Source organism: Macrococcus sp. PK, from assembly GCF_022501545.1.
GTDB classification, from domain to species: domain Bacteria; phylum Bacillota; class Bacilli; order Staphylococcales; family Staphylococcaceae; genus Macrococcoides; species Macrococcoides epidermidis.
Genome location: NZ_JAEPRF010000011.1, coordinates 1 through 17,710 on the forward strand (window position 1 = coordinate 1; position 17,710 = coordinate 17,710).

The following is a 17,710-nucleotide window of genomic DNA, read 5'->3' on the forward strand; positions in this document are numbered from 1 at the left end:
CTGTTGTTGGCGCTTCTGTATCTGGTAAATCATTTACTGAATGTCCTGCACCTTTTTTATATCCTTGGTCTACATGTAATGAATCATTGTTGTTGATTACAACACGTACATCTGTTGGACCATCTGAGTCTCTATCATCACTTGCATCAAAATCAACGTTAGCGATAACAGGTGACCAAGTTAATGGGTTTTTAAACGTTACATTATAAGTACCATTTTTTAAACCAGTAAACTCATAGTAACCAGTTGCATCTAAAGATTTTTCCGCAACGACATTACCAGCTTCATCACGTAATTCAACTTTGAAAGCCGCTAACTCTTCTGGAGTAGCTAACACTAAACTTTCATTTTCATCACGTAAGTTGTTGTTCGCTTCACCGTTAGCGCCTAAAAGATCGTCAAAGATACGACCAGCAATCTTGTGATCGCCAGTATCTTTAACTGGTGCTTCTGTTGTTGGTGCTTCTGTTGTTGGCGCTTCTGTTGTTGGCGCTTCTGTTGTTGGCGCTTCTGTTGTTGGTGCTTCTGTTGTTGGCGCTTCTGTTGTTGGTGCTTCTGTTGTTGGCGCTTCTGTTGTTGGTGTTGGATTGATTACTTCTGCCATATCTTTAGTTGTATGTCCTGAAGCAAACCCTTGGTCTACATTCGTTACATTCGCATCTTTAATTTCAATACGAACGCCAGTTGGTCCATCTGAATCATTAGCATCATGTGCATTGTTATCAATATTTGCAATAACCGGCGACCATGTTAATGGATTTTGGAAATCTAAATGATATACTCCATTTTTCAAACCAGAGAATGAGTATGCGCCTGATGCATCTAATGACTTAGTTTCTACTATTTCACCTGCACCGTTTTTCAATACAACTTTAAAGTTTGCTAATTCTTCTGGAGTCGCTAATAATAAAGTCTCGTTAGCTCCTCTTAAATTATCATTAGCTGCAAGGTAATTACCGTTTGCATCGTATTGTTGTAAATCATCAAAAATGCTACCACTAATAGAATAAGTAGCTTCTGCCGCTGCTTCTGTAGTCGCTGCCTCAGTCGTTGCTGTATCATCTGTTGCTGCACTTGCTTGGCTTCCTGTAAACACTAAAGATCCAATTAAAATTGAAGCTGTACCCACAGATGAAAATTTTCTGATTGAAAATTTATTTAATCTGTTAGGAAGGAAATCTAATTTACTTTTGTTTGATTTTTTCATACAAAATCCTCCTTTAAAATAAAAACATGCAATAATGCTACAATGAATACATTATACACTTTAATTCTATAGACTTTATTTTCCTAAGTAAACCCTTATTAAATCGTTTAAGATTAAAATTAATATAATTTTCAGTATTCTTGAAAAAGTATTATATTTACAAATCTAAGTTATTTATTTTGAAAATATTTACATTAAACTTTATTTTAATAATATTTTAATCATTACTACATATTTATAGATCAATTAAATAGAAATTTAACAGTTAGACCAATCATTATGAAATATTTTTGAATAAAATTTAATTTTAATAATATATTCTTATAATATTTTTCAGATTAATTCACTTTATTATTTAATATGTTAAAAATAATCATTTCTGTGTAGAATTATTTACTTTAAATGTGTCTAAATTGTGACAAATTATATATAGCGATTTTTTTTACATTAAGTGCTAATATATATCTGCTCTACGTGTTTTCAATAAAGGTATGTCACTTCTAATACTTCTAATCTCTTCTATATTAATTTTAGATTGTATTGTGCCTTCTCCTAATATTATTTTTGTAGTGGCTTCTCCTAATGGATTTATCACCATCGATTTACCACCAAATACCGTATCATCACATTTTCCGATACTGTTGCTTGCAATGACATAAACCTGGTTTTCAATTGCTCTAGCATAGAGTAATTTTTCAAATTGACTGATACGTTCTATCGGCCACTCTGCTACAACAAATAGTACTTCAATTCCTTCTAAAGCTAATTTCCTCGATATTTCAGGGAATCGCAGATCATAACAAATAATAACGCCCATCTTTACATTATCTATTTCAAAAATTGAAATATTATTCCCTTGTGTTAAATAATTTGGTTCATCCAACATCGGTACTAGATGTAATTTATCGTACTGATGTATATGTTCACCATTTTTATTAATAACAATTGCCCGATTGTAAATCTTATCTTCGACTCTGACTGCAATTGATCCTCCAACAATATTTATCTGATATTGTTTTGCAAGTTCACTTAATTTTTCGATTTCTCGCTGTCCTGCTTCAGATGTTATATTTATTAATTCCTCTAATGTATATGACGTGTTCCACATCTCTGGTAATACAGCAATATCAACGTCATCGAGTGTCGATAACCAATTTGCAACTTTCTCAATATTTTTCTCGGGTTCACCAGGAATAATCTCCATTTGATAAATCGCAATTTTCATATTCTCACTCCATTTTTACAATTATTTTACATGTGTTTAATACTATTTTGTTATTATTATTTTATCATTGAAATGTTAAAAGGAGATTTTTAATGATTATTAAAGAAAGAAAATTTGATATGGATTTATCCTATTTACTGCAGCTAAGTATTCGGGCTAAACTTTCTTATGATGATAATGAAGATATTGATACGCGGATAAAAGGAATAAACGGTGAACGAAGTTTTGATGCTATTGTGAAGCAAAATCTCAAATACGGGCTAATACTAAACAATTTAAGATTTTTAGTTAGTAAACAATACTTTCAAATTGATGCGCTCATTATTATGAACGGACAAATATTTATATTTGAAATCAAAAATATGTACTGTGATGTCTGCTATAAAGACAATCTATTCTATTTTCTAAATGGTACACCTATTGATAAATTAAAAGAACAAAGAATTAGAACACCTAAATTATTTAAAATACTTCTTACACAAAACCACATTGACCTGCCCTTCAACTACTACACTACATTTGTTAATCCCGATTATAAAGTTTATGGTTACCAAGTTCATGACAATATATTAGAGTATCATGATATTTACAGAATAATTACAGAGAATAGCAAGATTACTATCGATAAATATGATGAACATATTGCTAAAAAATTAATAGATTTGCAATACACTGATGAAAAATTCAATTTTAGAAAGCGTATTAATATTGAAGATTTAGGCATGGGCGTTGTATGTCATTGTCATGTTGCAAAGTACGAAAAAGTTTCGAATCGAAAATTTAAGTGTCCAGCATGCAAAAAAGAAGTTAACTGTAATGACTATTTACAAAAAGCAATCGAAGACATCCATTTAATTTATCCGATGGAACGATTAAACGTGAATCTGGTCAAAAAATGGACAGAAAATCATATTAGTAGCGAAAAGATACGTACATATTTGAATACACATCATAAAATATTTAAGAATGGGCCATTAACATTTTATCGTTAATAAATTTAATTGATGCTGAAATTGGGGTTTTATCCATTTCGTCTTTGACTCCTCTCTCGAAATTGGGGGTTCACCAATTTCAGCATCTACCCCGCTCTCGAAATTGGGGATTCACCAATTTCAGCATCTACCCCTCTCTCGAAATTGGGGGTTCACCAATTTCAGCATCTACCCCGCTCTCGAAATTGGGGATTCACCAATTTCAGCATCTACCCCTCTCTCGAAATTGGGGGTTCACCAATTTCAGCATCTACCCCTCTCTCGAAATTGGGAGTTCACCAATTTCAGCATCTACCCCGCTCTCAAAATTGGGGATTCACCAATTTCGAATCCTAATCCATACAAAAAAATTCCTACCTCAATTCGAGGTAGGAATTATCTCTATAAAAATTGAACACATACGCCTTCTGGTGCACGTTTATCATTTTCTAACATTGTTAATCTTCCTGTTTCCTTATCTCTTTCAAATAGCGTCAATACACCATCAGCTTCATGTGCACAAACAAGAAATGTATCGCTTGGATCGATATTAAAGTCACGTGGCCAGTCTCCACCCGTTCCTACAATTTCAACTAATTCAATTTTTTCTCCATCACCTAATACTTTGAATACAGCAATAGATTGATGTCCACGGTTGGAAGCATATAAATATTTACCGTCATGGCTTAATCGAATTGCTGCTCCTTGTGAGTTTTCTGTAAAGTCATTAGGAATAGAAGATAATTTATCCAGCACTTCAAATTTACCTTCTGCATATTTCAATACAACAACTTCATTGCTTAACTCTGTAAACAAGTATGCATATTTGCCATTATCATTAAATATTAAATGTCTTGGTCCCATTCCCGGCTCAACTTTTAAAGTCTCAACATGTTTAAATCCATGATCTCCAAAAGTAAATGTAATCACTTCATCAGTTCCTAAATCAACAGCAACTGCATATTTTCCATCTGGTGTTTCCTGGATATAATGCGTATGTGCGTGATCCTGACGCTCTTTATTTGGTCCCGTTCCTTCTTGCTGTGCAATATCAATTAATTCTAATACTTCACCAGTTGTTTCATCTAATTTATATAACCTCACAACACCTGGTCCGTAAACCGCTTCTAATAAATATTTTCCATCTTCAGAAATCCATATATGACACGCTGAATCTGTAGATGATAAATTGTCATTAATTACTGTTAATGTCCCATCTTCATTAATTTGATAGCTTTGTATACCTGCATTGCTGTCTGCTTTTTTAATACCATACAATTTATCGCCATGTTGTTGAATATATGTTGAGCCAGACACTTCGTATCCTGTTTCTACCGTCTTAATCGTCTTTTCTTCTGTATCCAATGTAAAGCTATAAATCCCTTTACCGTCTTGCTTTGTATATGATCCAATAAATCCTTTTACTTCACTCATTGTAGCGCCTCCTCTTAATTTCATTTTAACAAAATCACATTCAGATTGCGAAAAGTTGAAAATAATTTAGCAAAAATAAAAATTTTTGTTGCTTATAGTTTAGTAATACATTACAATTTGTTTGGTATTAATAAATGACAGTTTTACATTACTAATAGTTAAGTAAGACTAATATTTAAATCTTTACCAATTTTAAGGAGTGGCCAATGACTCAAACATATTACTCCAAGGCTTTTCATAGTATCGATAAAGCAAAGCATGCATTGACTCCTTTATTTACGGCCTTAAAAGAGTACGAAGAACAACACGTTACAAGTTTTGATGTTCCAGGACATAAACGCGGCCTGGACCCTGACTATAAATTGAACTATTATGGCATGCGCACTTTACGTCATGACGTAAATTCGATGCCAACGCTAGATAACTTTGATCATCCAACAAGTGTCATTCAGAAATCACAAGCTTTGATGGCTGATTTGTTTCTAGCAGAGGAAGCACACTTTTTATTAAATGGTACGACGTCTGGTATACAGGCAATGATTCTGTCTACACTCAAGCCAAAAGATAAACTGTTGCTTCCAAGAAATGTTCACAAATCTGTTTTAAATGCGATGGCACTCGCTGATGTTACACCCGTTTATATGGTACCTGAATTCGACACAGAATACGGGATTGCACATAATATCAGTGTAGAAACTGTACGCGAAACGATTGCAGCACATCCAGATGCCAAAGCATTGTTTATCATGAACCCCACATATTTCGGGGCAGTAAGTGATTTAAAAGAAATTGTTTCAATTGCGCACAATGCCGGCATTCCTGTTCTTGTGGACGAAGCACATGGTGCACATTATCGCTTTTCAGATGAACTTCCACTTTCCAGTATGGAAGCTGGTGCCGATATGGCAGCAACGAGTCTACACAAAACAGGTGGCTCTTTTACTCAAACAAGTGTTCTTTTGTTTAACAGCAGACTCATTGATAAGCATAAAGTAAAGAGTATTATCAATATGCTGACATCAACCTCTGCTTCATTCCTGCTGATGTCATCACTTGATATTGCACGTCATCATTTAGCACTGCACGGCGAAGAGAAAATCAACAATGTATTATCACTCGTTCAGTCATTTCGACAAAGCATCAACAAAATTCCTGGATTCTACATGTTAGAACCAGAAAAGTTTAACCGGAAATATCACCAACAGCTAGACGAAACTAAACTGACAATCTATATTGATCATCGTCTTGATTTATCTGGTTTTGAAGTGTATCACTTGTTGCGTAGCGACTACGATATACAGATGGAACTTGCAGAACCTAATATCGTCATGGGAATTGTGTCATTTATGGATAATGAAAGTGAATTGAATCAACTCTTTGATGCACTCTCAGATATTAGCGCTAAACATTTTAACCCAGACAAACCTTTCGTTCCACCGATTCTGAAGCAGATGTCGATTCCGATGCAGAAGATGGGCTTAAGAGATGTCTTTTACTCTGAGACGAAAGTCGTGCAGATTGAAGATGCTTTAAACGAAGTATGTGCAGAAAGTTTAATGATCTATCCACCGGGTATTCCGATACTGATGGCAGGTGAAATGATCACCCAGGAAGTCATCGACTACTGGAAATTTATTAACGACCAGCCAATTATTAAGATTGGCGCAGAAAACAAAAATGAAGTATTTATAATTGATAATAAGGGAGATATTTAATAATGAAATTAACTACACTTGGAAGACACGTTTTAATCGAATACTATAACTGTGACAAAGATATTTTAAAGGACCATGATAAAGTTGAAGCAATCATGAACGAAGCTGCCCGCGTAAGTGGTGCAACCATCGTGGAAAGTTGTTTCCATACATTCAATCCATACGGTGTAAGTGGTGCTGTTATCATCTCTGAATCACATTTAACAATCCATACATGGCCTGAATATGGCTACGCTTCAGTTGACGTATTTACTTGTGGGGACACTGTAGACCCATGGCGTGCAGAAGATTACTTACAAAAAGCTTTAAAAGCTGAACTTTCTGATTCATATGAAATCGGTCGTGGTATGGCTGACAAAATCCACAAATATTCTAAAGGTGAAATCGTCGTAGAATCATTCAAACCTGTTGAAGTAGAAGTTAAATAAGGAGGAATTGTACATGTTAGATTTATGGTATACAGAAAATCACACGGATAACGTGAAATTCTCTATTAAAACAACTGAGCATATCTTAACTGAAAAAACACCATTCCAGCAAATTGATTTCTTCAAATCTGAAGAATTCGGTACTTTCTTCACTTTAGATGGTTTAATGATGGTTAACGAAAAAGATGAATTCGTGTATCACGATATGATTACACACGTTGCAATGGCAACAAATCCTAACATTAAGAAAGTACTCGTTATCGGTGGCGGCGATGGCGGTACAGTACGTGAGTTAACACGTTACGCATCTATCGAACAAATTGATATGGTTGAAATTGATGAGCGCGTTGTACGTTTATCTCAGGAGTACCTTCCAATTACTGCAGGGAAACTAGAAGATCCACGTGTCACTTTATTATTCGAAGACGGTTTAGCATACGTGAAGAACAAAGAAGATGGTTACTATGACCTTATCTTAGTGGACTCTACGGATCCAATCGGTCCTGGTGAAGGTTTGTTCTCACATGACTTCTATAACAACTGTTTCCGAGTGTTAACAGATGACGGTATTTTAATTAACCAGCATGAATCACCTTATTATCCAAGCTACGCACATGAAATGAAGCGTGCACATTCTAAAATTAAAGGATTATTCCCGATTACACGTGTGTACCAGTTCCATATGCCGACTTATCCATCTGGTCACTGGTTATTCGGGTTTGCTTCTAAGAAGTTCGACCCATTAAAAGATGCTGATCTGGATGCATGGAACGCGCTTGGCTTAAAAACTAAATACTATAACACTGATATTCATACTGGTGCATTCGCTCTTCCAACATTCGTTAAGGAGATGCTCGATGATGCAACCGAATAAACATGTGTATATGAGCTGCGAATCTTCATTCGATGAAGCGACAACAGTAATGTACGGCGCGCCATTTGACGGTACTGTTTCAAACCGTCCTGGTACCCGCTTTGCAGCTGATGCAATCCGTTCTGAATCATATGGTCTTGAAACATATAGCCCATACTTAAACAAAGATCTAGAAGATGTCCGTATTATGGATTCAGGAGACGTCGATATTACAATCGGTAACAAAGTGAAAGTATTAGAAGAACTTGAAGATACGGCACGCACGATTTTAAATGCAGGTAAACTGCCATTTATGATTGGCGGCGAACATTTAGTAACGCTTGGCCCTATGCGTGCTGTTCTTGAAAAGTATCCGGATGCGATCCTTGTGCAACTTGATGCTCATACGGACTTACGTGATGACTATATGGGAGAGCCATTATCCCATGCGACAGTCGTACGTCGTATACATGACCTTGTCGGTGATAATAGAATTTATCAGTACGGTATTCGTTCAGGTACGAAAGAAGAGTTCGACTGGAGCGAAACACATACCGTACTTGAGAAATTCTCAATCGATACATTAAAGGATTTACCAGGCATTATCGGTAATGCGCCAGTATATGTTACAATTGATCTGGATTGTTTAGACCCATCAATCTTCCCTGGTACAGGAACACCTGAACCTGGTGGATTAACGTACAAAGAACTTGAACCTGCATTTAAAGTATTCGAACAACTGAACGTTGTTGCAGCTGATATTGTAGAATTGTCACCACCATACGACCACAGTGGCGTCTCTAATGCTGTTGCAGCGAAAGTTGCACGTGAACTATTGCTTTCAATTACGAAATAAGTTAGAACTTTTGTTCTAGCTTATTTTTTATGTATATTTTCAGATTATTATGAAATATAATAAGAATAAAAACAACTAGAGGTATCCCGTAATGAAATTTAAAGACTTTCCATCTAATGTTAAACTGCGAATTATTTGTGGTTTCTTTGATCACGCTGCGTCAATGAGTGTTATGCCTTTCATGGTTTTATATATTGCTGATGAACTCGGTAAAGTCACTTCGGGTATCCTCATGTCACTGAATGTTATTTTCGGATTGCTTTGTAATCTTGTCGGCGGCTACTTTGCAGACCGCTTCAGTCGGAAAGGACAGCTTATCTGGGGACAAACTATATTTGCGATTCTTTTTACAGTGATGGCGATTTTCATTCACCCGGATATTAATCTTGCATGGTTTGTGGCCATTATCTTTATGTGTCTCGCTATTCCAAGTGCCATGATCTTCCCGGCACTTGAAGCATTGATTATTGACTCAACCGATGAAGTTAGCAGAAAATCAGTTTATGTGACGACATACTGGTCGAATAACCTCGCTACTGCTGTAGGAACAGCAATTGGTGGACTATTTTATAAAGAACATCGTTTCCTACTCTTTATCATTATCATTGCAATCATGTTAATTAATACGTTTATCTTCTACAAGTTTCTAAAAGATCCAACGACCGAGAAAGAGAAAGTCATCGTTGATATGCACTGGATGCGCGATCTATTCGGTAAATATAAAGTTGCTTTGAAGGATACGCGCTTCGTGCTCTTCACTGCTGCTGCCGTATTTATCTTTTCTGCTGAATTTGCTTTAACCAATTATATCGGAGTACGTTTACATGAAGTGTTTCAACCTATTGATTTGTTCGGCGTACACATTGATGGTGTACGCATGATGAGTTTAATGCTCATTGAAAATACAGTACTTGTTGTAACGATTACGTTTCTGATCAATAAACTCGTCGAACCATTTAATCAGCGTACAATGCTTGTCATTGGTGGACTAATGTACACATTCGGATATGCATTAACACATACAATTACAGTGTGGTGGATGCTCATGCTATGTATATTATTTGCAACTATCGGAGAATTGATTCAAAGTCCGATTTATTCTGTATATATGGCGAAACTGATGCCAGATGATGCACGCGCAAGCTATATCGCATTTAGTTCGCTTGGTTATAGCGGTGCAGGACTTGTAGCAAGTTCCGGTTTAATCGTGGGTGTTGTGTTAAACAGTGTGATGATGAGTGTCTATGTCGCACTGCTTGGTATTGTAGGTGTGCCGCTGATTGTCACTGCACTTAATCTCCCTGGTAAACATCAATTTAAAACGAACAAATAAGCAGTGGAAAATTCCACTGCTTATTTTTATTGTAAAAAAGAACGTATGTTCGTATAATAAAAGAAAAGAAGAAGGATGTGAGGCAATGATCCACCCTATCTATGGCGAAACTGATTACAGAAAAGTTGAACCGGAGCAACTGAACCGCAACATTCCTAAAGGGCGCGGTATGATTAAATGGGCGCCATTTGCTACGATGCCACAACAATTTGCCGATGTACGACGACAAATAGAAAATCAAAATAAACTTGAACGCCCAGAGCTTTCTGAAGACCGTGTGCAGGAAATCAATGAAACATTGCACATTGCACTTGCTAAACATCAGGATGTGACAATCGAATACTATATGGATGGTTATATTCAGTCTGTCGATATGACGATAGAGAAAATAGATCAATGGGCAGCCATTATTATCGGTTCTGTGACAAGTAATCATCAGACTTTCTTTATTTCATTTATGGATATCATCAATATTTACACCCATTAGAAAAAACGCAGGACAATGTCCTGCGTCAGACTGTAGACAAAGTCTCCTTCGGAGATGAAGTTTACAGTCTTTTTTTGATAAAATATAGATATATCATTGAACGGTGGTGTTTTACTTGATTAAGAGAAGTAAGTCTGAAGATATTAATATCATTCGCAGTCAATTTGAAATGTATTCATTAGAAGACCTTGTACCAGAAAATCATCTTCTAAGAAAAGTTGATAAAGTATTCGATTTATCCTTTGTATATGATTTAGTAGAAGAAAAGTATTCTACAGATAATGGCCGTCCAAGTATTGATCCGGTTGTATTAATAAAAATTGTATTAATACAACATCTTTTTGGTATCAAATCAATGCGTCAGACAATTAAAGAGATTGAAACTAATTTTGCGTACAAATGGTATCTCGGTTTAGGCGTTAACGATAAAGTACCTCATTTTTCTACCTTCGGTAAGAACTATTCTAGAAGATTTTATGATAATCAGATTTTCGAAGAAATCTTTTCTCGTATTCTCAAAATTGCTATAGATAATAACTTCGTAGATAATACTTCACTATTTATTGATTCAACGCATATTAAGGCCAATGCCAACAAGAAGAAATTTATTAAACAAGAAATACAGAAGACTGCTAAATATTATGAACAAGAGCTTATTGAAGATATCAATTCTATTAGAGAGTCTGAAGAAAAAAAGCCTTTAGCTTCAAGAAAGGAGGAGAATCTTAAAGTAATAAAAATAAGTAATAATGATCCCGATGCTGGTTACTATGTTAAAAGTGAAAGAGAAAAACAATTTGCCTATAGTGCGCATACATGCTGCGATAAGTATGGTTATATCGTTGATTTTCATTTAACTCCTGGTAATGTTCATGATAGTACACAGTTAGTACCTATGATTGACAGGCTGGAAAGTAAAAAACTACTACCGAGATATGTTGCTGTGGATTCTGGATATAAAACACCTCATAATGCTAAGTATTTATTAGATAAAGAAATTCTACCAGCTATGCCATATAAACGTCCCATGGGTCCGAAGGACTTAATGAATAAAAATGAATTTTTATATGACGAATACTATGATTGTTATATTTGCCCTAATAATCAAATGTTGAAATATCAAAGAACAGACAGCGATGGTTACCGTTTGTATATTTCTAATCCAAATAAATGTAAGGATTGTCCTTTACTTAATAAATGTACTAAGAGTAAAGAACAGAAAAAAATCGTTACGAGACATATATGGCAACAATATCTTGATATTGTTGATGACTTGAGATTCATAGATACTATAAAAGCTATATATAAATTGCGTAGTCAAACAATAGAAAGACGTTTTGCTGATGCTAAAGAACAGCATGGTTTGCGATGGACTAAGTACAAAGGAATTCAAAAAGTCACCATGGAGACCACGCTTATTTTCGCATGCATGAATTTAAAGAAATTAGCAAATTATCTAGCAGGTTAAGCTGGATATTTTGCTAATTTCTTTAAAATAACAATATTTTTCGAAGAAAAAAGACAAACTCACTTTTAGAATTGTGAGTTTGTCTTCAATCTGACACGACTACTTCTTATGAGTAGTCGTGTTATTTTTGATAGTCTTTTTAATGGTGTGACGGTTCACTGGTCGTTCTAATTTATGATCAATCCAGAATAAAAATCCTGCAACTAAAATAATACCGATAAGCGGCAACACCTTAAAACCGTGTTCTACCGTTTCCATAATATACATCATAATGAGAAGTGCAGTTATACCAATGATTGCAAATTTAAATTTCATAATACTTCCTCATTTCTAAAGAAAATCATATATTGTTAGATTTTCATACACTTTATTTTTTAAATTACCCACAGAGACGCCTACTAAACGTATATTGTTAAACTCCTCTTTTAGGTCAGTATATAATAACACAGCTGTATTATAAATGGTATCCGCTTGATCTGTAAAGTCTATTATTTTTGTTTGCTTTGTATGTGATTCAAAGTCACTAGTTTTTATTTTGACGGTGATCGTATCACTTACTTTGTTTAAATTCTGAAGTTTTAATGCTACTTTTTCTGAATGTGTGCGCATCGTCTGTAGAATAAATGCCTCATCCTGAACATCATGAGAAAATGTTGATTCCTTACCAATTGATTTTCTTACTCGGTCCATATTTATTATGTCAGAGCCAATACCACGTGCTTTTTGATACAAACTACTGCCCTTCTTACCGAATAATTCAATTAACTCAAGTTCAGATTTACCACGTAAATCTTTGCCGTTCATTATCTTAAGTCTTTGCATCTTCTCCTCTGTCACTTTCCCTACACCTGGAAATTCACCGATTGGAAGGTCGGATAATATCTGTTCAACATTCCCGTAATGGATAACTGTTAAACCATTTGGCTTATTCATACCTGAGGCAATCTTCGCTAAAAATTTATTATAAGAAACACCAGCTGAACACGTTAGATTTGTAGCAGTCATAATATCTCTCTTAATAAAAGCTGCAATTTGACTTGCACCAAGATCTTTACGTACAAGATGTGTTATATCTAAATACGCTTCATCTAGTGATACTGGTTGTACAATATCAGTGTAGCCTTTAAATATCGACATAATTTGACTCGAAACTTCTTTATATACATCAAATCTAGGACTTACATAATATCCGTCTGGACACAACTGATGTGCACGTGCAGTAGGCATGGCACTATGCACACCAAATTTACGCGCTTCGTAACTCGCCGTTGCCACAACACCACGATTGCGACTCTTTCCACCAACGATAACAGGTTTACCTTTAAGGTCAGGATTATCCCGCTGCTCAACTTGTGCATAGAATGCATCCATATCGATGTGAATGATTCTTCTCTCCATATTATCACTTCTTTAATTTTCTAGTACTTTAATTATATATGAAAAGTGCGTGAGAAGATAATTCGGGATACTTCCGTGTGGAAGCGGTTGTATTTCTTTAATACTACCGCTTGCGAAAGCAGCCACATAACAAAAACACAGACTACAAAAATCTGTGCTTAAATACCTAAATCTATTTCAATCGCTCATCTAAACCATATTGATACGGTACACCTAAATGTTCTCTCAACGTATTTCCTTCATAATCTTTATGGAAGACACCACGTTCCTGTAAAATTGGAACAACTTCATCTACAAATCGTGCTAAATCTGTTTCAAATACATCTGGTATAATCCAGAAGCCATCTGCTGCACCCGCTTCAAACCATTCTGAATAAAAGCCCATTTGAAGAGCTTTAATCAATAAGTATTTCAGAATTATTTATTAATATCCAAAAATAATTATTTCTATATACCATTTTTATACCATGACTTATCACTAAAGCCGTAATATTTCTCGTCAATTAACCATTTGTTATCAATCAATCTAAAAATAAATTTATGCTTCTTTTTAAGAGCATATTCATAATAAATTACAATAGTAGCCATATCTTTTTTTCGCATTGTAAAGTAGATATCCAGATTATCATCTTGAATATAAAAATATTCGCTTGGTTTGCCGTAACTGCCCCCATAACTGATCGACTTAAGTTTTTCGCTAACATTATCTTTAATTATTTCATGATGCTTTTCATTTAATTCTTTGAATAGTGCTTTCGATTTCGGATGATATTCTTCTTTAAAGTTTCCATAACCATCTTGGTATTCACTTAATTCTATTTTACTTCGCTCATAAATCTCTTTTTCAAGGTTATCAAGACTCAACAAAATTTTTACAAGTTTAGGTACTAGTATCTCTGACATCGATTCATATTTTTTGAAGGTACTTTTTAATATTATATTCATATTTTCTCTCCTTAATAGATTATCAAGTGTATTTTATAGAATAGAAGAACCGTTTGTTAAGATTTTATATTTAGTTTTTATCTAAAGTTCAATAAAATAAAAAGCCTTGATAACAAGGCTTTAATAAAATGCTTACTTCGTAAGTCTAACGACACACTCTACATGCGGCGTTTGTGGGAATAAGTCGACTGGTTTCACTGTTTCTAACTTGTAACCTGCATCTGCGAACTTACGGCAGTCACGCGCACATGTTGAGGGGTTACAGCTGACATAGACGATCTTTTTAGGGTTTTGTGCAATTAATGTCTGAATAAAGTCATCGTCTAATCCTTTTCGTGGTGGATCGACTACTGCTACATCAAACTTAACGCCTTCCTCGCTCCACTTCGGCAGGATTTCATCTGCTGCACCTGTCTCAAAATGTACATTATCAATGCCATTCATCTTAGCGTTCTGTTTCGCCATCTTAATTGATTCATGCACAATTTCCATCGCATAGACCTGTTTCGCCTGCTGTGCTAATGCTAAAGAAATCGTCCCAATACCACAATACGCATCCAACACTGTTTCAGTACCATTTAAATCTGCTGCTTCTAAAGCTAATTGATACAACACTTCTGCTTGTGGTGTATTGACCTGGAAGAATGAGTTTGGTGATACTCTGAATTCTAATCCTAACATCTTATCAGTGTAATACGGCGTACCGTGTAGTACTGTATTATTACGTCCTAAAATCACGTTACCTTCCTGGTTATTAAAGTTTAATACAACACTTTCAACATTTTCGATTTCGTTCACAATATCATGTGTAATTGATTCGATGTTTTGCAGGCGTTTTTTATTCGTCACTAAAATGATCATTAATTGTCCTGTATAATGGCCACGTTTCACTACGATATGACGGATTTCACCGTTATGGTTACGCTCGTTATAAGGTACAATATCATATTTACGTAAGATATCTCTTACTTTCACAATCGCTGCATCGATTGCTTTATGCTGAATATAGAAATTCTCAACAGGCACAAGTTGATGACTGTTCTTTCTAAAGAATCCTGTCTCAAGCAAGCCATTAACAGTTCTTACTGGAATTTGCGCTTTATTTCGGTATTCATAAGGCACTTCCATTCCAACAGTTTCAGCAACTTTTACACCTTTAAACTTGCCTAATCTCTCAAATGCACTTTCTACTAAATGTTGTTTGAACTTTAATTGTGCTGGATATGATAAATGTTGTAATGTCATCGTTCCGATTTGACGGCCAACGATATCTTTCTCTGCAACACGGTCTGGGCTTTCATTTTGAACTGACACAAGACGTGCAAATCCAAATGTCTTACCGACTTTCATCACTTTAATTGTCACGTCTTCTCCTGGTAATGCGCCTTCAACGAAAAATGGATAATCGTCAATCTTAACAACACCAGATCCTTCATGCGTTAAGTCTACTACTGTCCCTTGTAATTCGTCATTTTTGTTAAATTTAATTTGTTTCATATTTTCTCCTAATGTTTTATTTCAAAATATTGATAAGACACAATGATTTCGAATGTCGTACTAAGGTATCGTCCTATCCTCATGTTAATGCTGTATTAAGTTCGTAAATTAAATAGTCATCGTCGTATGTTTCTGTTGGCGTAATCCCTGGTTGCAAATATGCTGCTCCTTTTGGACTTGATTTAAATTTATATGTTCCATCCTGTAAAAACGTAAATGGTCTTGTTGGTTGAAAATCAACCCCAAATCTTTTGATATAATCAATAATAATCTGTCTAATTTCAATATCTTCTAATTGTATCTTAGTCACTGATGCATCATTTAATATTGGACAAAAATTTGTACGATAATCAGTCGTTAGTACTGTAAATTGCTGATCATCCGTTACAGGTTGATTTAAATAGGTTAAATCTTTAATACGATACGTGTCATTTATTTTCTCACCTACACTACTGTACCGTGCTTCACGTGATAAGTCTATACAATAGTTTAATTCATAGAATATATCCATGTTGTAACTTGGAAATCCAGGTGCTGTTGATTTATTATCTTTAAGCATATATTCACTATCAGTTGTATTGAAGCATGATACGCTCCATTCAACCCACTCTCGTAATACACGACCAGAAACATTTACTGCTGACATCTTATTTGGAAAGCGATAAATATTAATTGCATCTTTAAGTGTTAATTCACCACTGTCAATTTCAATATAATCATTTACGCCATCTCTTCCGGCTTTTATCGGTGCACTTGTTGATATAATATTTGTGCTCGCTAGTTTGAGCTGATGATTATTAATCATTTGTTCAACGGCATATTTACCCGCTTTAGCTATGACTTCTACAACCGTGCTTGTACCAACTTGCGCAAAATAACTATCGTGATGATGCTTAGTCATGCCAATGGGTTGTTTTACGTAATCTAACACACCCTGATGCGCAGTTTGATTCACATCTATAAAATGTGTATTAATCTCCACATCACTTGATTTTAATTCGATGACGCTACTTTTACCGTTCACAATCTTAAAGCCTTGTTCTGTTTTCTCGAGCGTCAGATCTATGCGTCCTAGATGGCTGGCAAAACATACAGGCTGGACGCCATAAGCATGAAATACACGTCCACTCTCATTATCGACTTCCGGAATATTTACATAATCAGATCCAGGGAATTGCTGATGTGTATGACCAAACACAAATGTATCAACTGATTCAATCTGTGCCAGACGATATACCTGATTTTCAATGCCTTTCATATTTTCTAATTGCTCCTGATCTAATCCAGTATGCATCAATGCAATGACAATATCACAACCAAATGCTTTTAACTGATTGCTATATTGATACAATGCATCATACATGTCTTCAACAATTACTCGATCCGTTAAATGGTCTTCGTCCCATTTCATAATTTGTTCAGGTACGACGCCTGTTATACCGATTTTTACCGTCGTACCATCTTTATATGACTTTTCAACGATATGGAAAGGCGCAACAACGAAGTCACCATTGATATATTTCACATTACAATTGACTAATGGAAACAATGCCTGCTGATTGGCTTTATCTAGATACTCTAGTCCATAATTAAATTCATGGTTACCTAAAGTACCGGCATCATAGCCAATCTCATTCATCATATTAATTGCCGGATGAATGTCGGGACGCATTTCTGCGGCGTAATCTGCCATAATATTGCCTTGCAGTATATCACCATTATCTACAACAACCGTTGCAACATCAGCCTTTTCATTAGCTGCTTTTATCGCTTCAATCTTACTGCCGGCAAGTATTAATCCATTAATTTTCAAATCACTTTCTAAAAAATAATCATATAAACTAATATGACTATGCGTATCTGTCGTTGCTAAAATCGATAATCTATACATAT

The 17,710-nt window shown here is 35.1% G+C and carries 17 protein-coding genes; 8 read left to right on the top strand and 9 right to left on the bottom strand.

Annotated features, from left to right (window positions below):
- Both JJJ02_RS08310 and JJJ02_RS08315 read right to left on the bottom strand, forming a co-directional pair.
- On the bottom strand, window positions 1-1,207 hold a 1,207-nt coding region (locus JJJ02_RS08310), incomplete at its 3' end, for an SdrD B-like domain-containing protein (protein ID WP_240838330.1).
- 454 nt (window positions 1,208-1,661) lie between these two features.
- Complete coding sequence (locus JJJ02_RS08315; protein ID WP_240838332.1) at window positions 1,662-2,432, bottom strand: carbon-nitrogen family hydrolase; 771 nt, start codon at window positions 2,430-2,432, stop codon at window positions 1,662-1,664.
- A gap of 92 nt (window positions 2,433-2,524) precedes the next feature.
- Here JJJ02_RS08315 and JJJ02_RS08320 point away from each other — a divergent pair, with 92 nt between their 5' ends.
- Window positions 2,525-3,424 carry a nuclease-related domain-containing protein gene (locus JJJ02_RS08320; RefSeq protein ID WP_240838334.1) on the top strand — a complete coding sequence of 300 codons (900 nt, stop codon included), beginning with the start codon at window positions 2,525-2,527 and terminating at the stop codon, window positions 3,422-3,424.
- Window positions 3,425-3,805: 381 nt separating this feature from the next.
- Here the strand turns inward: JJJ02_RS08320 and pglS are convergent, their stop codons facing one another.
- Window positions 3,806-4,837, bottom strand: coding sequence for a 6-phosphogluconolactonase (gene pglS, locus JJJ02_RS08325; RefSeq protein ID WP_240838337.1), 1,032 nt, complete (start codon window positions 4,835-4,837; stop codon window positions 3,806-3,808).
- 206 nt (window positions 4,838-5,043) lie between these two features.
- On the opposite strand from pglS, the gene JJJ02_RS08330 reads away from it, so the two are divergent.
- The 7 genes from JJJ02_RS08330 (at window position 5,044) to JJJ02_RS08360 (ending at window position 11,977) form a co-directional block, all read left to right on the top strand.
- A complete protein-coding gene (locus JJJ02_RS08330) occupies window positions 5,044-6,552 on the top strand; it encodes an aminotransferase class I/II-fold pyridoxal phosphate-dependent enzyme (protein WP_240838343.1) in 1,509 nt (502 codons plus the stop codon).
- A gap of 2 nt (window positions 6,553-6,554) precedes the next feature.
- Window positions 6,555-6,980: an adenosylmethionine decarboxylase gene (gene speD / locus JJJ02_RS08335; RefSeq protein ID WP_255724828.1), complete on the top strand. Its 426-nt coding sequence runs from the start codon at window positions 6,555-6,557 to the stop codon at window positions 6,978-6,980.
- Window positions 6,981-6,993: 13 nt separating this feature from the next.
- Window positions 6,994-7,854 (top strand): polyamine aminopropyltransferase, encoded by an 861-nt coding sequence (speE, locus tag JJJ02_RS08340; RefSeq protein ID WP_086043247.1) that lies wholly within the window; start codon window positions 6,994-6,996, stop codon window positions 7,852-7,854.
- The gene (speB, locus tag JJJ02_RS08345; protein WP_396614735.1) at window positions 7,841-8,689 is read left to right on the top strand and encodes an agmatinase; all 849 of its coding nucleotides are present in this window, start codon (window positions 7,841-7,843) and stop codon (window positions 8,687-8,689) included. Before speE ends, speB begins: the two co-directional genes overlap by 14 nt.
- A 91-nt stretch (window positions 8,690-8,780) precedes the next feature.
- Window positions 8,781-10,022, top strand: a complete 1,242-nt coding sequence (locus JJJ02_RS08350) for an MFS transporter (RefSeq protein ID WP_240838347.1) — start codon at window positions 8,781-8,783, stop codon at window positions 10,020-10,022.
- 85 nt (window positions 10,023-10,107) lie between these two features.
- The gene (locus tag JJJ02_RS08355) at window positions 10,108-10,509 is read left to right on the top strand and encodes a YolD-like family protein (protein ID WP_240838349.1); all 402 of its coding nucleotides are present in this window, start codon (window positions 10,108-10,110) and stop codon (window positions 10,507-10,509) included.
- A 169-nt stretch (window positions 10,510-10,678) separates the two neighbouring features.
- Window positions 10,679-11,977, top strand: a complete 1,299-nt coding sequence (locus tag JJJ02_RS08360; RefSeq protein ID WP_396614717.1) for an IS1182 family transposase — start codon at window positions 10,679-10,681, stop codon at window positions 11,975-11,977.
- A 99-nt stretch (window positions 11,978-12,076) separates the two neighbouring features.
- Here the strand turns inward: JJJ02_RS08360 and JJJ02_RS08365 are convergent, their stop codons facing one another.
- From JJJ02_RS08365 to JJJ02_RS08390, 6 genes are all read right to left on the bottom strand, one after another.
- A complete protein-coding gene (locus tag JJJ02_RS08365) occupies window positions 12,077-12,292 on the bottom strand; it encodes a hypothetical protein (protein WP_099581060.1) in 216 nt (71 codons plus the stop codon).
- A gap of 15 nt (window positions 12,293-12,307) precedes the next feature.
- Complete coding sequence (gene dinB / locus JJJ02_RS08370; RefSeq protein ID WP_240838357.1) at window positions 12,308-13,375, bottom strand: DNA polymerase IV; 1,068 nt, start codon at window positions 13,373-13,375, stop codon at window positions 12,308-12,310.
- Between the two features lie 172 nt (window positions 13,376-13,547).
- Complete coding sequence (locus JJJ02_RS08375) at window positions 13,548-13,760, bottom strand: hypothetical protein (protein ID WP_240838360.1); 213 nt, start codon at window positions 13,758-13,760, stop codon at window positions 13,548-13,550.
- A gap of 62 nt (window positions 13,761-13,822) precedes the next feature.
- Complete coding sequence (locus JJJ02_RS08380; protein WP_111715838.1) at window positions 13,823-14,320, bottom strand: hypothetical protein; 498 nt, start codon at window positions 14,318-14,320, stop codon at window positions 13,823-13,825.
- A gap of 132 nt (window positions 14,321-14,452) precedes the next feature.
- Window positions 14,453-15,817 (bottom strand): 23S rRNA (uracil(1939)-C(5))-methyltransferase RlmD, encoded by a 1,365-nt coding sequence (gene rlmD, locus JJJ02_RS08385; protein ID WP_240838362.1) that lies wholly within the window; start codon window positions 15,815-15,817, stop codon window positions 14,453-14,455.
- Between the two features lie 79 nt (window positions 15,818-15,896).
- Window positions 15,897-17,708 (bottom strand): 5'-nucleotidase C-terminal domain-containing protein, encoded by a 1,812-nt coding sequence (locus JJJ02_RS08390; protein ID WP_239243165.1) that lies wholly within the window; start codon window positions 17,706-17,708, stop codon window positions 15,897-15,899.
- Window positions 17,709-17,710 lie beyond the last annotated feature (2 nt).